A 14,773-nucleotide genomic window follows, 5' to 3' on the forward strand; every position below is an offset into this window, starting at 1 on the left:
TAGACAAACCCCGATACAAGCACCTTAAGGAGACTCCACATGAAAACCGATCTCAAAGCTAAGCTACTCCAGCATCTGCTCAAGAAAAAAGGCAACGAAGGTTTCACCCTGATTGAGCTACTGGTTGTAATCATTATTATTGGTATCCTCGCCGCGATCGCCCTACCCGCCTTCCTCAACCAAGCCAACCGCGCCCGTCAGACAGAAGCTCAAACCTACGTAGGTTCCATCAACCGCGCTCAGCAAGCATATCGTTTAGAAAGACCGGAATTTTCAGAAACTATTTCTGGTCTAGGTTTAGGTATCAAGTCAGCAACGACCTACTACATCTATGGCGACGCAAACAAAGATCCAGCTGATAGCAACAAGGATAAAACTGAGTCGCTAGGTAGTGGTTACGGTGTTGGTGCTGGTGTCTATGCAGCTCCCTTGGACGAAGTGCTCTTAGGCTATTCAGGCGCGACTTATACTTTGTTAGATGAAGCCAATGCCGCTACCACAACAGCTGTTCTGTGTAGATCTACTGTTGCAGACCAGGCACCGGATCTAACTGCGTCTGGTCTAAACACATCGGGTGCTGAGGTTACTGGTACTGATGGCGAGTGTGACTAACTTGCTGCTGCGATTTTGAACGCCGCAACAGTGTTGAATCTGAAGTTAAGGTTTAAGCCATTATTGGTAACACAACGGAGGTAGCTGCTTAGGTAGCTACCTCTTTGTTGTATGAGTTACCTGAATTTGTGGCTACTGCTGTCAAACTCAATATTCTCCTGAAATACTCTAATTTAGATTAAACACGAATGATCATAATGCTTACAGTTCGGTTAAGGTGTTTAGGTAAGCTACTTTTAATAACTTCTTTAGTTGCAGGAATTGCGGCTTTTCAATCAGCACGTTTACACCCCCTGATTGATCCCGATGAGCAAACATTTATTTCTCCTGAAACTAAGCAGCAAAATTTCGCTCAACAGCAATGGCTGAAGTTGCTTAAAAAAATACCTGACTTCAGCTTTGCTAATTTGATAGCTGATTGGTCTTTCCTTAGCTTTTTGCAATATTTTGGCAATGAAGAACAGCGAGAAGCCATCGGTTACGATTTAAGTCCAGAATACTTTGAAGTTATTGTGGAAAAAGATCCTCGCTTTCTGCTGCCTTATTTGTATCTATCCAACAGCGTCTCAATCTATGCAGCTCAACCAGAGCGATCGATCAGTTTGATGCAAAGAGGCTTAGAGGCAATGACTCCACAAGTGCCGCCGCGCTCTTACTTTATCTGGCGCTACAAGGCAATTGATGAGTTGCTATTTTTAGGAGATACTGAAGCTGCTCAGAAATCTCTAGAGATGGCAGCTAAATGGGCCGAGGAGTCTCCCGATCCTGAAGCTGAAAGTGTAGCTACCTATTCTCGACAGACAGCCGCATATCTCAAAAACAATCCAGCTAGTAAAACCGCGCGGATGAGCGCTTGGATACAAGTATTGATCAATGCGGTGAGCGATCGAACTCGTCAAATTGCAATTCAAAATATCGAATTGCTAGGTGGCGAAATTCTGGTTCAGGAGGACGGACAGGTAACTGTGCGCTATGACTTAGAAGATTAGAGCTGAAGTTGTTCAATTAAGCGATCGCGCTGAGGTTGCAGCGCCTGATCAAGCTCAGGAACGTAAATATTGAGATAAAAAAGACTCTCGAAGAACCGAGCTACAGGCAAATTTTCAACTCTAGGGTAATAGTCTGTAGGTAAAGGCCCGTCTATATGGCGACTTAGCGCTCCAAACCCTAACCGATTACTCCGAGGTTTCCAGCTTAAGCCCTGCTGCAGCCACTGCGAAAGCGAATCTGCAGCATTCATAGTTGTTGCAAGTTCTTGAATAAGGTTGTTGGGTGGTAAAGCTTTGTCAAGCTGGGGTAGATCATCCGGGGCGCTTACCCAGGCTTGTTCTAAATACTCAACGCGCTGGTCGGGCTGTAGCCAGGCCAAGATGGCGTATTTGCCAGGGGAGTTGGGTAAGGCGTTCGCTGTCGCTAGGGAAAGCTGATTTTGCTCTAAAGCGATCAGCGCCTGTCCGAGCGAAGAGTCAACTGCTTGCCAGTCTTGTCGGGCCGTAGCTAAGTCGCCTCGCCACCAGCGCAGGCTGCCTCTGGACTGATGCAGGTAGCGAATTAACTCATTGTTTTCAGCTTGCTCCAGCAAGGCCGTATAGCGCTGCTCCAGGCTTTGCATAACTGGGACGTAGACAGTAGACAAAATACCGGATTGCCAAACAGGGCTAGTAATTAGGAGCGGATGACGCAGCGCTTCTAAGGTTAGGGCTTCAACAGCAAAGTCGCGCTGCCCTTCCAGAAGTAAGCTGAAACCGAGGCCGAAGAAGACTCCCTGCTTAGCAGGTACAAGCTGAGCTGAGCAAGCAAACGCCTGAACTGCTGCCGCCGAATTTTCCTGTACCTGCAGCCAGCCTAAATTAGAGTAGCCAAACTCCTGATAAGGCGAAATAGCGATCGCCCGTTCAAACCACTCGATCGCCTCCTGTCGCAGAGCAGCGCTTTGCGCAGGATTGCTAGCGGTCTGGTAGCTGGCTTCGCCTAAGTTCCAGGCGAGCTGATAGGCATAGTAAGGTTCCCAGGGAGCGAGCTGGTGGGAAGTTTTCAGGCGCTCGACAAAAACGGCAAATTCACCTCGATTTAGCGCTGCAAAGCCGCTATTAGAAATGGCCCAGGCTCTGTGAATAGGCACCAGCCAAAGCTGAACGACTAGGAAAAATCCGGCTAGCAGGCCAAAAAGCCATTTGTGAAGGCGATCGCCCGTTTGGGACTCAGTTTCTAACGGCTGACGAAACTCATGAGCCAATGCGGCTAGAAAAATAATCAAAGCGCCGCTAATGCAGAGATTGTCTAGCTGATAGTCTGTCAGGCTCATCACCGTATAGGCCAGCAATCCGCCCAGCAAGCTCCAGACCAAAACCTGGTGAGGACGGGGGGACGACTGGGTTGCCCAGCGATAGCTTGAGAACACCAGCAAGCCAATGGCGACCAGAGGAATCAATAGGCCCCAAACCCCCATCTCGCCCCAAAGCTGAGCCGGAGAACTGTGGAGCTGAAAGGCCAGCTCAGCCTCTCGCCCGGCCCAAGCCGGGCGATACTCCTGATAGACAATGGGAACGCCGCCCAATCCCACCCCCGTCAGCGGCTGATCGGCCCCCATGCGCCAGCCAATCAGGTTGGTAATCAAGCGATAGGCGACTTCTCCCCCGCTCTGGCCCGTGAGAACGCCTTGAATCAGCGATCGCAGACGGCTATTTGTCCAAACTAGCAGCAGTAGAATTCCGGCAAACCCTAGTCCGCTGAGCCACAGCCACAGCTTAGGGAGCTGGCTACGCCACAGCGCCAGTAAAAAAGCCGCTACTCCTAGCACCGCTAGGCCCAAAAAGCCCCCCCGCGAACTAGTGGTGTATAAATCTACTAGCCCTAGACCTAAACCTGCTAGCCAAATCCAGCGCCGCCAGCCTTTTTGGATCAGGCTGAACCCCGCTAGCAGCGGCAGAATTAGCATCAGATATCCGGCCACGTAATTTTGATGACCAATCGGGTGCCAGTTACGCAGACTGGTGTAGCCGAAGTTAAATTCAGCCACTACGCCATACTGCTGTAGTGTCTGCAGGCGGGCCAGTTCGGGCAGATAGGTTTGCCCAATCCATAGCCCCAGGCTTAGCACAATAAAGGCAATGCCTAAACCCGCTTGAAAGACTAACAGAGCATACCAGCGCCTTGAGCAGGTCAGCCAGCCGCTGAGGGCATAAAGCGCCGCTACGCCACACAGCGCCGCCCAGCCATACCAGCGCGCCTGCTGCGGAAATTCGGCCAAGAGCGTAGTCAGGCCAATCCCCAAAACCGTTAGACCCGCTCCCCAGTCCCAGCCATTACCTAATCTGAAATTGCTGCTGGGCTTATACCAGAGCTGCCAGAGTAGCCAAATAAAGGGCAGGGCCAGCGTTACTTGCCAAACAAATACCCAGGGCCATAGCACCATCAGGCTGTTGCTACCGGGCAATAGGGTAAACAGGCCGTAAGCAATCGCGGTCAGGAGGCAAAGTAGCTGCCCATCAGTGCGGGATTTGGCCTGAGATCGGTTTTGAGAAGATGACATAGTGAACTATGCGGCGTCAGCAGCGACAATTTGAAAGTTATTGCGGGTGGGATGCGGTAAGCCTAGCGCTTCTGTGCGAATCTGCTCAATTGAGCGGTCTAAAGCCGGAAATTCACGGGGATAGTCTGAGAAAAGCTGAAGCGTTTCAGCCAGGGCGTTTTCTTGCAAATCCTCAGGCTGCAGAATAGTTTTAATCGCTTGAGCATTCTGATTGCGATATGCCATCGCGAGCTGTAGGCGATTGTGAGTTAGCGTCGGTTCAGCCAAAGAACTCAGCCAGATACGAACATTGCGGTAGTCATAGATGTGCTGTCTTACGGCGGCGGCTTCTGAAGCAGAGAGATTTAATTCCCGCAAGTAGCTAGCTAAATATGGGTCTGGAGCGATCCAGGCTTTGAGCAGCCCAAATTCCTGAGAATTTGAACTGCTGGCGATCGCCTGATCTAAAAGCGCGATCGCCGCCTGCGGTTCGGCCTCGGCTAAAAAAAGAGCCTGCACGACCGGACGCAAAAGCCCAGGATTCAGGTTGTCTGCTAAACCGCTATACCACCAGCGAATTAGAGCTGTTTGCTCGTATAGCTGACGGTATCCGGCTGTGGCGGGATCAAGTTTCTCTAATAGCCCTTCAGAATACGCCAAGAAGGTATTTACCGCAGGCAAGCGCAGCGCTTCTAGGGCCGGACTGCCCCACTGGGGCATGACTAAAAAGCTAGGACTCACCATTCCCTCTAAGGCCAGAGCGGCGATCGCCCGGTCACGCTGTCCCTGGGCCATATAGATTTGTCCCAAGAGATAGTAGGTAAAGTTTTCATTGCGGGGCAGGAGCTGCGCGGCGCGGCTAGCGTACACCTCAGCTTGCTGCGGCTCGTTTTTTAAGAGAAGTGCCAAATTTTGATTGAACCAAACGTCATTGGGAGCGGCGGTCACCGCCTGCTGAAAATGTTCTAAAATCGCTGCTGCAATAATTTCCTGGCTGGCCTCGGCTGCCACAAACTTTTGAATTTCCAAAAGTTGCTGACCTGCCAGTGCCCCATAGGTTGGATCCCAGGGCTGTAGCTTGGCCGCCAGTGTCCAGCGGGAGTCAGCCGCCGAGAAATCAGCCCCCCTGGCTTCGTCGGCTCCCTGACTTCCCAAAGCGAGGGCTACATCTGCGGGCAGCCACAATCTAAAGGCGATCGCTAAACCAGCCAGCACGGCTAAACTCAAAAGGCGCCGCCATCGCTGGGGTATAGGTGGGGGCGGTTGGAGCTGAGCGGCGGCCAGTCCTGTGAGCAAAACCAAGTTGAGGACCAGGGTTGAGGCGATACCAATATTTTCAAGCTGGTAGTCAGTCAGGCTGGAAACGCCATAGGCTAAGAAGCTGCCGCCGACACCATAGAGCAAAAGGCGATCGCACGTTGCTAAATCTTTTCGGGCCAGTCTGAGCCAAAGCCAGCCAATACTAGCAAGCCAGCCAACGTACAGGCCGATGCCGATGAGGCCGAGCTCTGCCGCTAGCTGTACGGGCGTGTTGTGCAATTGCTGAATATGATTGAGTCCGGTTCCGGTTTCAATCGGGCGATAGAGATTAGAAACACGGGACAGGTTGCCGGGGCCGACGCCCAAGAACGGGCGATCGCGCAGAATGTTCTTGCCAATTTGCAGCATGAAATAGCGATCGCGGGCCGGACTGTCCGCAATTGTTACCTGGGCGCTGTCTCCGCGGCCCTGTAGCTGAATACCTGTGACGAGATCGCGAACTCGCGGATTGCTGCCAATCCCCGCCAAAATCACTATCAGACCCAGCAGGCTACCGATAAGCAGACGTTTTCGCTGCGGCCCCCGGCTGGTCCAGAGGGCGACCCCCATCGCCGCGATCGCCCAAACTAAAAAGCCCAAATAAGCTCCCCGTGAACCACTGACATAGAGAGCACCTAGAACTATCCCAGTGGCCGCAAGTCCTACCCAGCGCCGCCAGCCCTGCTGGGCAAGGGCAAAGGGGGCTACTAACGGTAGCACCAGAACCAAGTATCCGCCCACAAAGTTGTGGTGTCCCAGCGGTAAAGCATTGCGAATAGCCGCGCTAAAATCGCCGGACTGCCACATCTGGGTATCGGGCTGCCAATAGGCAAGACTCACAAGGCTCGTAATCACGCCCGTCACGGCTAAGCCAAACCAGAGCAGATAGCGCTTGACGGCATCACCCGCAATATAGTTGTGAAAGCCATAGAGCAAAAGACCGTAGCCAAAAACCAGCCCAATATTCCAAGCGGCTACAGACCGAAACTGGCTACCAGCAGCGGTAAGCACCAGCCCAAGGGCTGTGAGGCCAGCTAGCGCGTCTAAACCATAGCCCAGCGATCGAAAGGGAATGGTGAACTGCCGCAGCATCGAAATCAGCCAGAGGCCCATGCAGAGGAAGCCCAACTGCCAGATTAAAATCCAGGGCCAGCCCACCATGCGAAAATAGCTAGCGGGCAACCAGGTGAAGCAGACTAGAGCCGCTAAACACAGCCAGCCCAGAATCTGACCGCGCCAGGAATGGCGGTCATTTTCTAGGGCCAATGGGGATAGATCTGGCAGTAACCAGCGACCAAGGATGGGGCGAACTTTTTGCCAGTAGGCCATCATCAGCTTTAATAGGCTCCTTTGCCAAAAATGACGATGCGGATCGTCTCGATCAAAATTTCCAGGTCTAGGTTCAGCGACCAGTTATCGATGTAGTGCAGATCTAGGCGGGCGGCATCATCAAAGCAGTCAAGATCCGATCGCCCGGAGATTTGCCAGAGTCCGGTGATACCCGGCAAAACCTGATGGCGAATGTGGTGCCAGGGATTAAATTGGGCTATATCTCTCAGCGGCAGTGGTCGCGGCCCAACCAGGCTCATCTGGCCGCACAACACATTGAAAAGCTGAGGCAGTTCGTCAAGGCTGGTGCGCCGCAAAAATCGGCCTATGACCGTTACGCGCGGATCGTTTTTGATCTTAAACAAAATGCCATCTTTGTTTTCATTTTGGCTTTCTAGAACCTGCTGTAGCGCTGCGGCATTGGCGCTCATAGTGCGGAATTTCCAGACCTGAAAAACTTCGCCATGCAGACCCATCCGCTCTTGGCGAAAGAAAATCGGACCCGGTGAGCTGATTTTGATGGCGATCGCCACGGCTAAAAATAGCGGTGCGAGCAGAAGCAGCCCCAAACTCGCGCCGCAGAAATCCATTGCCCGCTTGATGTGATAGTCTAGCCCGTCAATCAAGGGAGCTTCTAGCCGCAGGGTAGGCAATCCGGCAAAGACCTCCGGCACACCCCGGCGATAGAGCATTTCCCGACTAGAGGGGATCAGCTTCAGAGCAATGCCGTCTCGCTTGAGCTGCCAGTAGAGGCTGGAAGCCAGTTCTACATTCGGCAAGTCTTCAATCAGCACCTCTTGCGCTTTGGCAAGCAAAATAGCCTGGTAAGTGGCGCGGGTATGAGCCATTGAAGACAGCGCCCCGCCGACGACCTGATAGTGCGATCGCCGCTTGAGGGTATCTGCCAGCTTTTTCAGCCGATGAGCCGGCGCAATAATAAATACGGCTAGCTGTGTATGGGACAGTTCTACCCGTCGCAGAATGGCTGTAAGCACCAAACGCAGGCTGATTACCAAAACAACGCTGCTGACCCAGGCGGCTAAAAACAGCGATCGCGGCGGATCTAGCTTGGGGTTATAGAAATAGCCCAGCGCTAGCGACATCAAATAGACAATACTGACCAGCTTGCCGGCGCGTAGGTAGTTGCTCACCTGCACCGAACTGCCATAAAGCCCGCTTTGGGCAAACAGCAGCAGCGTCGCCGCCACAAAAATCCAGAATAGACTGGGCAGACCCAGCCACACCCACCACACCAGCTCAGCCGGAATAGGGGAATAAAACTGGTTGAGATAGCGGGCGACTTGCCAAGCCACGGCCAGGGCCAGAATATCCCCCAGCAGCAGCACTAAAACTCGCTGCCAGCGCCAGGACAGAATATGGCTTGGCCTCATCTGTCGCGGCGTGCGGATATCTACAATAGGCTCTGAAGCGGGGCTTTGCTGTTTCTTCATCCAAGAGGCAAGATGATGACAGTCTACAAGAGGTCAAAGTGCAACTTTACAGCTACTTAACTTAGATTAGCGATGTGTAAATTCAGTGTGCCGCAAATGACGATTTAAGCCCTCATCTAGGCTTAAGCGATTAACAGCATGATTGATCAGGGTAAATACAGCGTTCTGGGCATTCAGGTCAACGCTATTGACTATGAGGCCGCTGTGAGTCGAATTATGACGGCGGCAAAGCAGAGCCAACCTTTGGGGGTTTCGGCGCTGGCGGTTCATGGCGTGATGACGGGGGTACTTGATGAAAAACAGGGGTACCGTTTGAATCACCTAGACTTAGTAGTACCGGACGGACAGCCAGTGCGATGGGCGCTGAACTGGCTACATCAGAGGCGGCTGCGCGATCGCGTCTACGGGCCTAATTTAATGCTGCAGGTTTGCGATCGCGCGGCGCAGGAGCGTATTCCCGTTTACTTTTACGGTAGTCGGCCGGCGGTGCTGCAGGCACTCATTCAGAACTTGCAGGCTCGATTTCCGTATCTGGCCGTAGCGGGCAGTCAGCCGTCGCGCTTTTGCCGGGTTTCGGAGGCGGAGACGACCGCGATCGCGGAGACGATTCGCGCTAGCGGTGCCCGGATTGTGTTTGTGGGCTTGGGCTGTCCGCGCCAGGAGGTGTGGGCTTATGAATATCGCGATCGCCTGTCGATGCCAATTTTGGCGATCGGAGCCGCTTTTGATTTTCACGCGGGCATTTTGCCGCAGGCTCCTAGCTGGATGCAAAAGCGGGGCTTGGAGTGGCTATTTCGCTTAGTGCAGGAGCCGGGGCGACTGTGGCAGCGCTATTTGTTTTACAATCCGCTTTACATAGGATGCTTCTTGCTACAGCTTCTGGGGCTACGCCGCTTTACAAAGCCTAAACAGCCGCCTCTGCACGATATGCATTACGGTTGACAGCTCGTGAGGGGTAGCCAAGCTGCTTTGGCTTAGGAAGCAGCCGTTGAATCGGCTTCAATCCACAGAACAGCTCTCTTCATCGCATGAAATTTGCTCAGCAGCTTCTGCGGGAACAATAGTAAATCCGCCCACTCGAATTCCTTCAAAGCCGAATTTTTCTTGTAAAACCTGGCTAAAGCTGGCAATGATATCTGGCAGCTGCTTTTCCAGCTCAACGCGCAACTGATCAGCTTCGGGGGGAGGATTGCCAACGGTTTCCACAGGCATAAGACCAATGTCCTGAATACGTCACTAAATTCATTCTAGGTTGAAACAGGAGTAGGGAGTAAACTGACAGCCCCATTCGACCCCTAACGCAGCGCCAATAGATCGTAACGGGCCGATCTTGGGAATTCTCCTATTTATCACTTAGGTGCATTTCCCTATAAAGATAAAGCTATCTTAAGTGCCAACGGAGCGAACTATAAAGTCGCCGTATAACGAAATGTCGCGGTGGGAACATCTTAAAGAATTAGCGTAATATTGAGTCTACATATGGTATTGCCTCTGACTATGCAACCAAGCTTTCAGCCAACTCCAACCGCAGGGCTAGCCGCCTCAGTGTTAGTTTTGCAGGCTGAAGATAGCTTGCCCAAAGCTGTCGAGACACTGAAGCTTCCGTCAGGGCGACGCACCTTGGTTTTGGTGGGCGGTGCTAGCAAAATTAGCCAAAAAGACTTCAATCGGTTGCAGGCACTCTTCACGGAAGTTTTGGCTCCCCTAGCAGAACAGCTCAACATGGTAGTCATTGACGGCGGCACCGATGCTGGCGTCATGAAGCTGATGGGCAAAGCCCGCTTGAAGATCGGCGCTTCTTTCCCCTTGGTAGGCGTTGCTCCTATCGGCTTGGTTTCTCTACCGACGCAGCCTTCTTCCCATCCTGATGCCGCGCCGTTAGAACCCCACCATACCCACTGTTTTTTAGTACCTGGTAACGAGTGGGGGGATGAAAGTCCCTGGATTGCCCGCCTAGCCACGGCGATCGCGAGTGATATGCCCTCCGTTACTCTCTTGGTCAATGGCGGCGGTGTCACCTGGAAAGATGCAGCCTGTAGTTTGGCTGAACATCGGCCTATCATTGTCATCAGCGGCAGCGGGCGCACGGCTGACATCATTGCTAAGGCTATGCGGGGAGAACCCGTAGCAGATCAGCGAGCCATGCCTTTGGTCAATTCCGGACTGTTGCAGATCGTTGAGCTGAACGGCGAAGAAGAGGTGCTAGCGGACGTAGTGCAGGGCAAGTTGGTGTCTTGAGAGTCAACCAGGTCGTGCGGGAGCCGGAGCTAGATGCCTAACTGTAATAAGGCACAAAATGCTGGAATCTACTGAAGAAAAACGGCAGCTTACCTCTGAAATAGCTGATCTGCTCTTAGAAAATCAGCTCATTCTGCAAGAGATTCAGGCCGCAAGTCGGACAGGACTACCCACTTTAATCTCGCTGTGGCAGGGCAGCATTCGGCTGAAGCGTCACCTGCCAGAGGTCTATCAGACGCTTGGCAATGCCTTTCTGCTGGCGGGAGAGCCGCTGATTGGCTATGACATTTTGGCAGAAGGGCGAAAACACTGGCCCCAAGATTTGCGCATTCGGCAGCTATTGGCTTTGGCACTTGCCCGCAGCGGCGCTACCCTGTCTGCAAATCGGCTCCTGCTGCAGCTGGTGCAGGAGCACCCCCGGAACGAAGAAACCCTGGGTTTGCTAGCCCGTACGCACAAAGATTTGTGGAGTCAAGCTACAGAGGCGGCCAGTCAGAAACTCCATCTGCGCTTAGCCGCCCAGTACTATCAGCAAGCCTACCGCCTCAACCGCAGCATTTGGACGGGTATCAATGGGGCCACGATGGCCTTACTGCAGGGACAAGTTGAGTACGCTCAGGCATTTGCCCAGCAGGTGCGTCATCAATGTCTGTCTCAGCTAGATAAGGTTCAGGCCGCCAGCGATCGCTACTGGCTGCTAGCTACGCTGGGCGAAGCCGCTCTGATTCTAGGCAATTTGGCTGAAGCCGAGGATTGTTATGGTCAAGCTGTCGCGGTTGGGCAAAGGCAGTTTGGCAACCTCAGTTCGAGCCGCCGTAACGCGCTGCTCATTGCCCAGTATCTCAGCCTAGATCTTAGTCAGATTAAGCGGTGGTTTCAGCTCCCCAGAGTCGTAGTCTTCTGCGGCCACATGATCGATCGCCCCGATCGCCCGGTGCCAAGATTTCCGCCAGATTTAGCGCCACGGGTTTATCAGGCCATTCGCGATCGCCTGCAGCAGCTCAACGCCCGTTTGGGCTATACCTCTGCTGCCTGTGGTTCAGACATCCTGTTTTTAGAAGCGCTGCTGGAGTTACAGGGAGAACTGCATGTGGTGCTGCCCTTTGAGCGGGAGCAGTTTATTCAAGACTCGGTTGAGATTGCGGCGGGAGAGAGCTGGCGCGATCGCTTCGACCACGTCCTGCAGCAGGCCACCGAGGTAATTGTCGCGCCCCACCGTAAACCAGCCACGGCTGCCTCGGTATCATACGAATATTCCCACCGACTGCTGCACGGCTTGGCTAAAATTCGCTCCCGTCAGTTAGGCACAGAACTGCTGTCTCTAGCAGTCTGGAATGGTGAACCGGGAGACAGCCGGGGCGGAACGGCCAGCGCGGTGGGCTACTGGCAACAGTGGTCTGAGGCAGTTGATGTGATCAATCTGGCAGATCTCCTCCAGCAGTCCCCTCTCAAACTCTCAGGCAGCCCAGCGGCTACACTTAGCTCATCGGTGACGCCAGACGTCCCAACTACCCAGCCCACAAATCGCTCGACGGCGCTTTCAACCGTTAGCGATCGCCAAATTCGCGCCCTGCTGTTTGCCGATGTGGTTAACTTTGCCAAGCTGGCTGAAGAACAGTTTCTACCCTTTGTGGATTGCTTCCTGAGTGAGGTGGCTGAGCTATCTAACCAGCCGCAGTACCAGCCGCTGCTGCGCAATACTTGGGGGGATGCCCTCTATTTTGTCTTTGCGGATGTACGGCAGGCAGGCAACTTTGCGTTGGCGCTCTGCGATTTGATTCAGCGAATTGACTGGACAGCCAAGGGGTTACCGGCTGATCTCAACCTGCGCATAGCCCTTCATGCTGGGCCAGTACATCGCAGCCTAGATCCGATCAGCGGCCAGGAAAACTATATCGGCACCCACGTTAACTACGCTGCTCGCATGGAGCCGATTACGCCACCGGGCAAGGTCTATGCTAGTCAAGCCTTTGCGGCGATCGCTTCGTCTGAAAGCATCACAGATTTTAGCTGTGAGTACGTGGGCCAAACGCCTTACGCTAAGCAATACGGCACTTTTCCCACCTATCACGTCTGCTGAGCTTTATAGATTCACCCCGCTATCACAGCCCGCTAATTGAGCTAGGCTAAATTAATCACGGTTGCAGCGCCTGTTCTGACGGCTGCAATTTTCCAAGCAGGAGCATGGACTACAGGGAGGCCACCATGCCGCAAAAACTCTACGGCTCAGTGCCTTGCTGCTGGCTTAGCCCCATTGTCTGCGGATTAGCGTTAGCTTTGCCCCTGCCTGTCTGGGGCCAAATCGTTCCTGATACCACCTTGGGAACCGAAAGCTCGGTTGTTTTGCCGGGGCTGATTGAGGGGGGGGCGGCCCGTGGCCCCAATTTATTTCATAGCTTTACCAGTTTCAGTCTGGGCACCGGGCAGCAGATCTACTTTGCCAATCCGGCTGGCATTGAAAACATTTTGGGCCGGATTACCGGAGATACGCTGTCCCAAATTGACGGCACCCTGGGCGTAGCTGGCAGCGCCAACCTATTTCTGCTCAATCCCAACGGCTTTGTGTTTGGCCCCAATGCGCAGCTTGATCTGCGTGGCTCTTTCACCGCAAGTACGGCGGATAGCTTGGCCTTTACCGATGGCAGCACTTGGCAGGTTGACGATGTAGCCCAGTCGGCTGGCTTGCTCAGCATTAGCGTGCCGCTGGGAGTACAGGCAGGCGATCGCCCCCAGGGAAACTTAGTCAACCAGGCCGACCTCAGCCTAGCCCCTGGGCAAAATTTGACCTTCTTCGGCCAGACCCTCAGTCACTCAGGCTCGCTGACCGCTCCTGGAGGCGAACTGCGGCTTCTAGGCGATCGCGTCAGCGTATTGAATACGGCTAGCCTGGATGTTTCAGCCGCAGCGGGCGGCGGCAGAATTTTAGTGGGAGGTGACTATCAGGGACGGGCTACAGTGCCCACGGCTCAAGTCACCACCGTTGCTTCAGGTGCAACCTTAGAAGCCGATGCCCTCAATACGGGCAATGGCGGCCAAGTTATCGTTTGGGCAGATGAAATTGCCAATATTCACGGCACCCTCACCGCCAGAGGCGGGACGATCGCAGGCAATGGCGGCCTGATTGAAACTTCTAGTAAACAAACCCTCAACCTGACAGCCATACCCGATGCTAGCGCCGCCAATGGTACAGGCGGGCTGTGGCTGATTGATCCGGCTAGCGTCACGATTTCTACCAGCGGTGGCCCCATCGGTAGCGCCATCGTCAATGCGGCCAACATTAATGCCGCGCTTAATTCTGGCACCAGCGTCACCATCACAACCGATGTCGGCTCCGCTGGTAATATTCTGCAGGAACCTGGCGCAGCTATTCGCAAAACAGCAGGAAGGGAAGCCACCCTCACCTTCGCCACTGACAACAACATTCTGATTGACGATCAGATTATTTCTACCAGCGGCCCCCTGAACGTGGTGCTGCAGGCCGATCGCGATCGCGATGGTTCTGGTGGCGTAGAGCTTAATGACAGGATTTCTGCCAATGGCGGAGATGTTCTGCTGCGAGGCAGCAACGTCACGATTGGCAGCTTTGAACCTGGTCAAGTCTCGGCCAGAACAATTGCGGTCAACACCAGCCGACTAGACATTGCCGAGCAGAGTTTTCTGTTCGCTACCGATTTGCTAGCGATTGAGGCCAATACGGTGCGAGCCGTATCTTTTGAATCTGAGTTTCCGGTTGTTACAAATGAGATCAATGCCGATATTATTGCGCCTGGGCAAATTAGCCTAGAGGTCGGTCAGTTTGAGGGATTTATCACCGATCGCCAAGGCGGTTTTCAAACCCTGCGCAACAGCCATAGCAACGATGTCAACATTAGCAGCGACAATCTAGGTGACTTTGAAAGCGAAGAATTTGAAGAAGACGAAGCGCTGGTAGAGCTTGAAGAAGGCGAGCTAATTCCGCTTATTGGCGATCGCCAAACACAAAGTTTCCCCAGTTACAACCTGGTAAGCTGTCGTCAAAGTAATTTCGTCATCAGCGGTCGAGGTGGATTGCCTGCGGCCCCTAACGACCTCTTGAGTAATCGCGAACCCGTCGTTCCCTGGGTCAGTTCTCCGGGGGCATCGTCTGCGGAACCCACTGCCCTGCCTCCTACCTCAGAGACCCTGACGGAAGCCCAAGGCTGGATCACCGATGCGGCGGGCAATGTCTTCTTTATCGCTCAGGCAGCAGCAACGCCAAACCCATCTGCCCTGCCCGTACCGCTGTGCAGCGACTCAAATCAGGCAAATTGAAGCACTTGCGGTTGATTGGATAAAGCTGGGGTAAGCGATCGCT

The 14,773-nt window shown here is 53.5% G+C and carries 10 protein-coding genes; 6 read left to right on the plus strand and 4 right to left on the minus strand.

All coding sequences use genetic code 11. The features are described from left to right. Positions 1–39 precede the first annotated feature (39 nt). Entirely contained in the window at positions 40–612 is a 573-nt protein-coding gene (locus tag QJQ48_RS13995) for a type IV pilin-like G/H family protein (RefSeq protein ID WP_346291859.1), read from the plus strand. 197 nt (positions 613–809) lie between these two features. After that, entirely contained in the window at positions 810–1,601 is a 792-nt protein-coding gene (locus QJQ48_RS14000) for a hypothetical protein (RefSeq protein ID WP_346291860.1), read from the plus strand. Here the strand turns inward: QJQ48_RS14000 and QJQ48_RS14005 are convergent. The 3 genes from QJQ48_RS14005 to QJQ48_RS14015 are packed head-to-tail and all read right to left on the minus strand — an operon-like array spanning position 1,598 to position 8,202. Beyond that, positions 1,598–4,144, minus strand: a complete 2,547-nt coding sequence (locus QJQ48_RS14005; RefSeq protein WP_346291861.1) for an O-antigen ligase family protein — start codon at positions 4,142–4,144, stop codon at positions 1,598–1,600. The two genes, QJQ48_RS14000 and QJQ48_RS14005, sit on opposite strands and share 4 nt — an antisense overlap. 6 nt (positions 4,145–4,150) lie before the next feature. Then, positions 4,151–6,754: an O-antigen ligase family protein gene (locus tag QJQ48_RS14010; protein ID WP_346291862.1), complete on the minus strand. Its 2,604-nt coding sequence runs from the start codon at positions 6,752–6,754 to the stop codon at positions 4,151–4,153. Between the two features lie 5 nt (positions 6,755–6,759). Continuing rightward, a complete protein-coding gene (locus QJQ48_RS14015; protein ID WP_428843052.1) occupies positions 6,760–8,202 on the minus strand; it encodes a sugar transferase in 1,443 nt (480 codons plus the stop codon). Positions 8,203–8,340: 138 nt separating this feature from the next. Here QJQ48_RS14015 and QJQ48_RS14020 point away from each other — a divergent pair, with 138 nt between their 5' ends. Next, positions 8,341–9,144 carry a WecB/TagA/CpsF family glycosyltransferase gene (locus QJQ48_RS14020; RefSeq protein ID WP_346291863.1) on the plus strand — a complete coding sequence of 268 codons (804 nt, stop codon included), beginning with the start codon at positions 8,341–8,343 and terminating at the stop codon, positions 9,142–9,144. A 57-nt stretch (positions 9,145–9,201) separates the two neighbouring features. On the opposite strand, the gene QJQ48_RS14025 is transcribed toward QJQ48_RS14020, so the two are convergent. Further along, entirely contained in the window at positions 9,202–9,414 is a 213-nt protein-coding gene (locus QJQ48_RS14025; protein WP_346291864.1) for a hypothetical protein, read from the minus strand. A gap of 285 nt (positions 9,415–9,699) precedes the next feature. Between QJQ48_RS14025 and QJQ48_RS14030 the strand changes: the two genes are divergently transcribed. From QJQ48_RS14030 to QJQ48_RS14040, 3 genes are all read left to right on the plus strand, one after another. Beyond that, entirely contained in the window at positions 9,700–10,440 is a 741-nt protein-coding gene (locus QJQ48_RS14030; RefSeq protein WP_346291865.1) for a hypothetical protein, read from the plus strand. Positions 10,441–10,498: 58 nt separating this feature from the next. Continuing rightward, positions 10,499–12,520 (plus strand): TRAFs-binding domain-containing protein, encoded by a 2,022-nt coding sequence (locus QJQ48_RS14035; RefSeq protein ID WP_346291866.1) that lies wholly within the window; start codon positions 10,499–10,501, stop codon positions 12,518–12,520. A 125-nt stretch (positions 12,521–12,645) separates the two neighbouring features. After that, positions 12,646–14,730 (plus strand): two-partner secretion domain-containing protein, encoded by a 2,085-nt coding sequence (locus QJQ48_RS14040; RefSeq protein ID WP_346291867.1) that lies wholly within the window; start codon positions 12,646–12,648, stop codon positions 14,728–14,730. Positions 14,731–14,773 lie beyond the last annotated feature (43 nt).

This window comes from Sphaerothrix gracilis Ecp01 (assembly GCF_030405905.1).
GTDB classification, from domain to species: domain Bacteria; phylum Cyanobacteriota; class Cyanobacteriia; order Phormidesmidales; family Phormidesmidaceae; genus Sphaerothrix; species Sphaerothrix gracilis.

Excerpts from the sequence above, each read along its gene's own strand:
- QJQ48_RS13995 (WP_346291859.1), top strand. The coding sequence starts at position 40 with ATGAAAACCGATCTCAAAGCTAAGCTACTCCAGCATCTGCTCAAGAAA.
- QJQ48_RS14000 (WP_346291860.1), top strand. The coding sequence starts at position 810 with ATGCTTACAGTTCGGTTAAGGTGTTTAGGTAAGCTACTTTTAATAACT.
- QJQ48_RS14005 (WP_346291861.1), bottom strand. The coding sequence starts at position 4,144 with ATGTCATCTTCTCAAAACCGATCTCAGGCCAAATCCCGCACTGATGGG.
- QJQ48_RS14010 (WP_346291862.1), bottom strand. The coding sequence starts at position 6,754 with ATGATGGCCTACTGGCAAAAAGTTCGCCCCATCCTTGGTCGCTGGTTA.
- QJQ48_RS14015 (WP_428843052.1), bottom strand. The coding sequence starts at position 8,202 with ATGAAGAAACAGCAAAGCCCCGCTTCAGAGCCTATTGTAGATATCCGC.
- QJQ48_RS14020 (WP_346291863.1), top strand. The coding sequence starts at position 8,341 with ATGATTGATCAGGGTAAATACAGCGTTCTGGGCATTCAGGTCAACGCT.
- QJQ48_RS14025 (WP_346291864.1), bottom strand. The coding sequence starts at position 9,414 with ATGCCTGTGGAAACCGTTGGCAATCCTCCCCCCGAAGCTGATCAGTTG.
- QJQ48_RS14030 (WP_346291865.1), top strand. The coding sequence starts at position 9,700 with ATGCAACCAAGCTTTCAGCCAACTCCAACCGCAGGGCTAGCCGCCTCA.
- QJQ48_RS14035 (WP_346291866.1), top strand. The coding sequence starts at position 10,499 with ATGCTGGAATCTACTGAAGAAAAACGGCAGCTTACCTCTGAAATAGCT.
- QJQ48_RS14040 (WP_346291867.1), top strand. The coding sequence starts at position 12,646 with ATGCCGCAAAAACTCTACGGCTCAGTGCCTTGCTGCTGGCTTAGCCCC.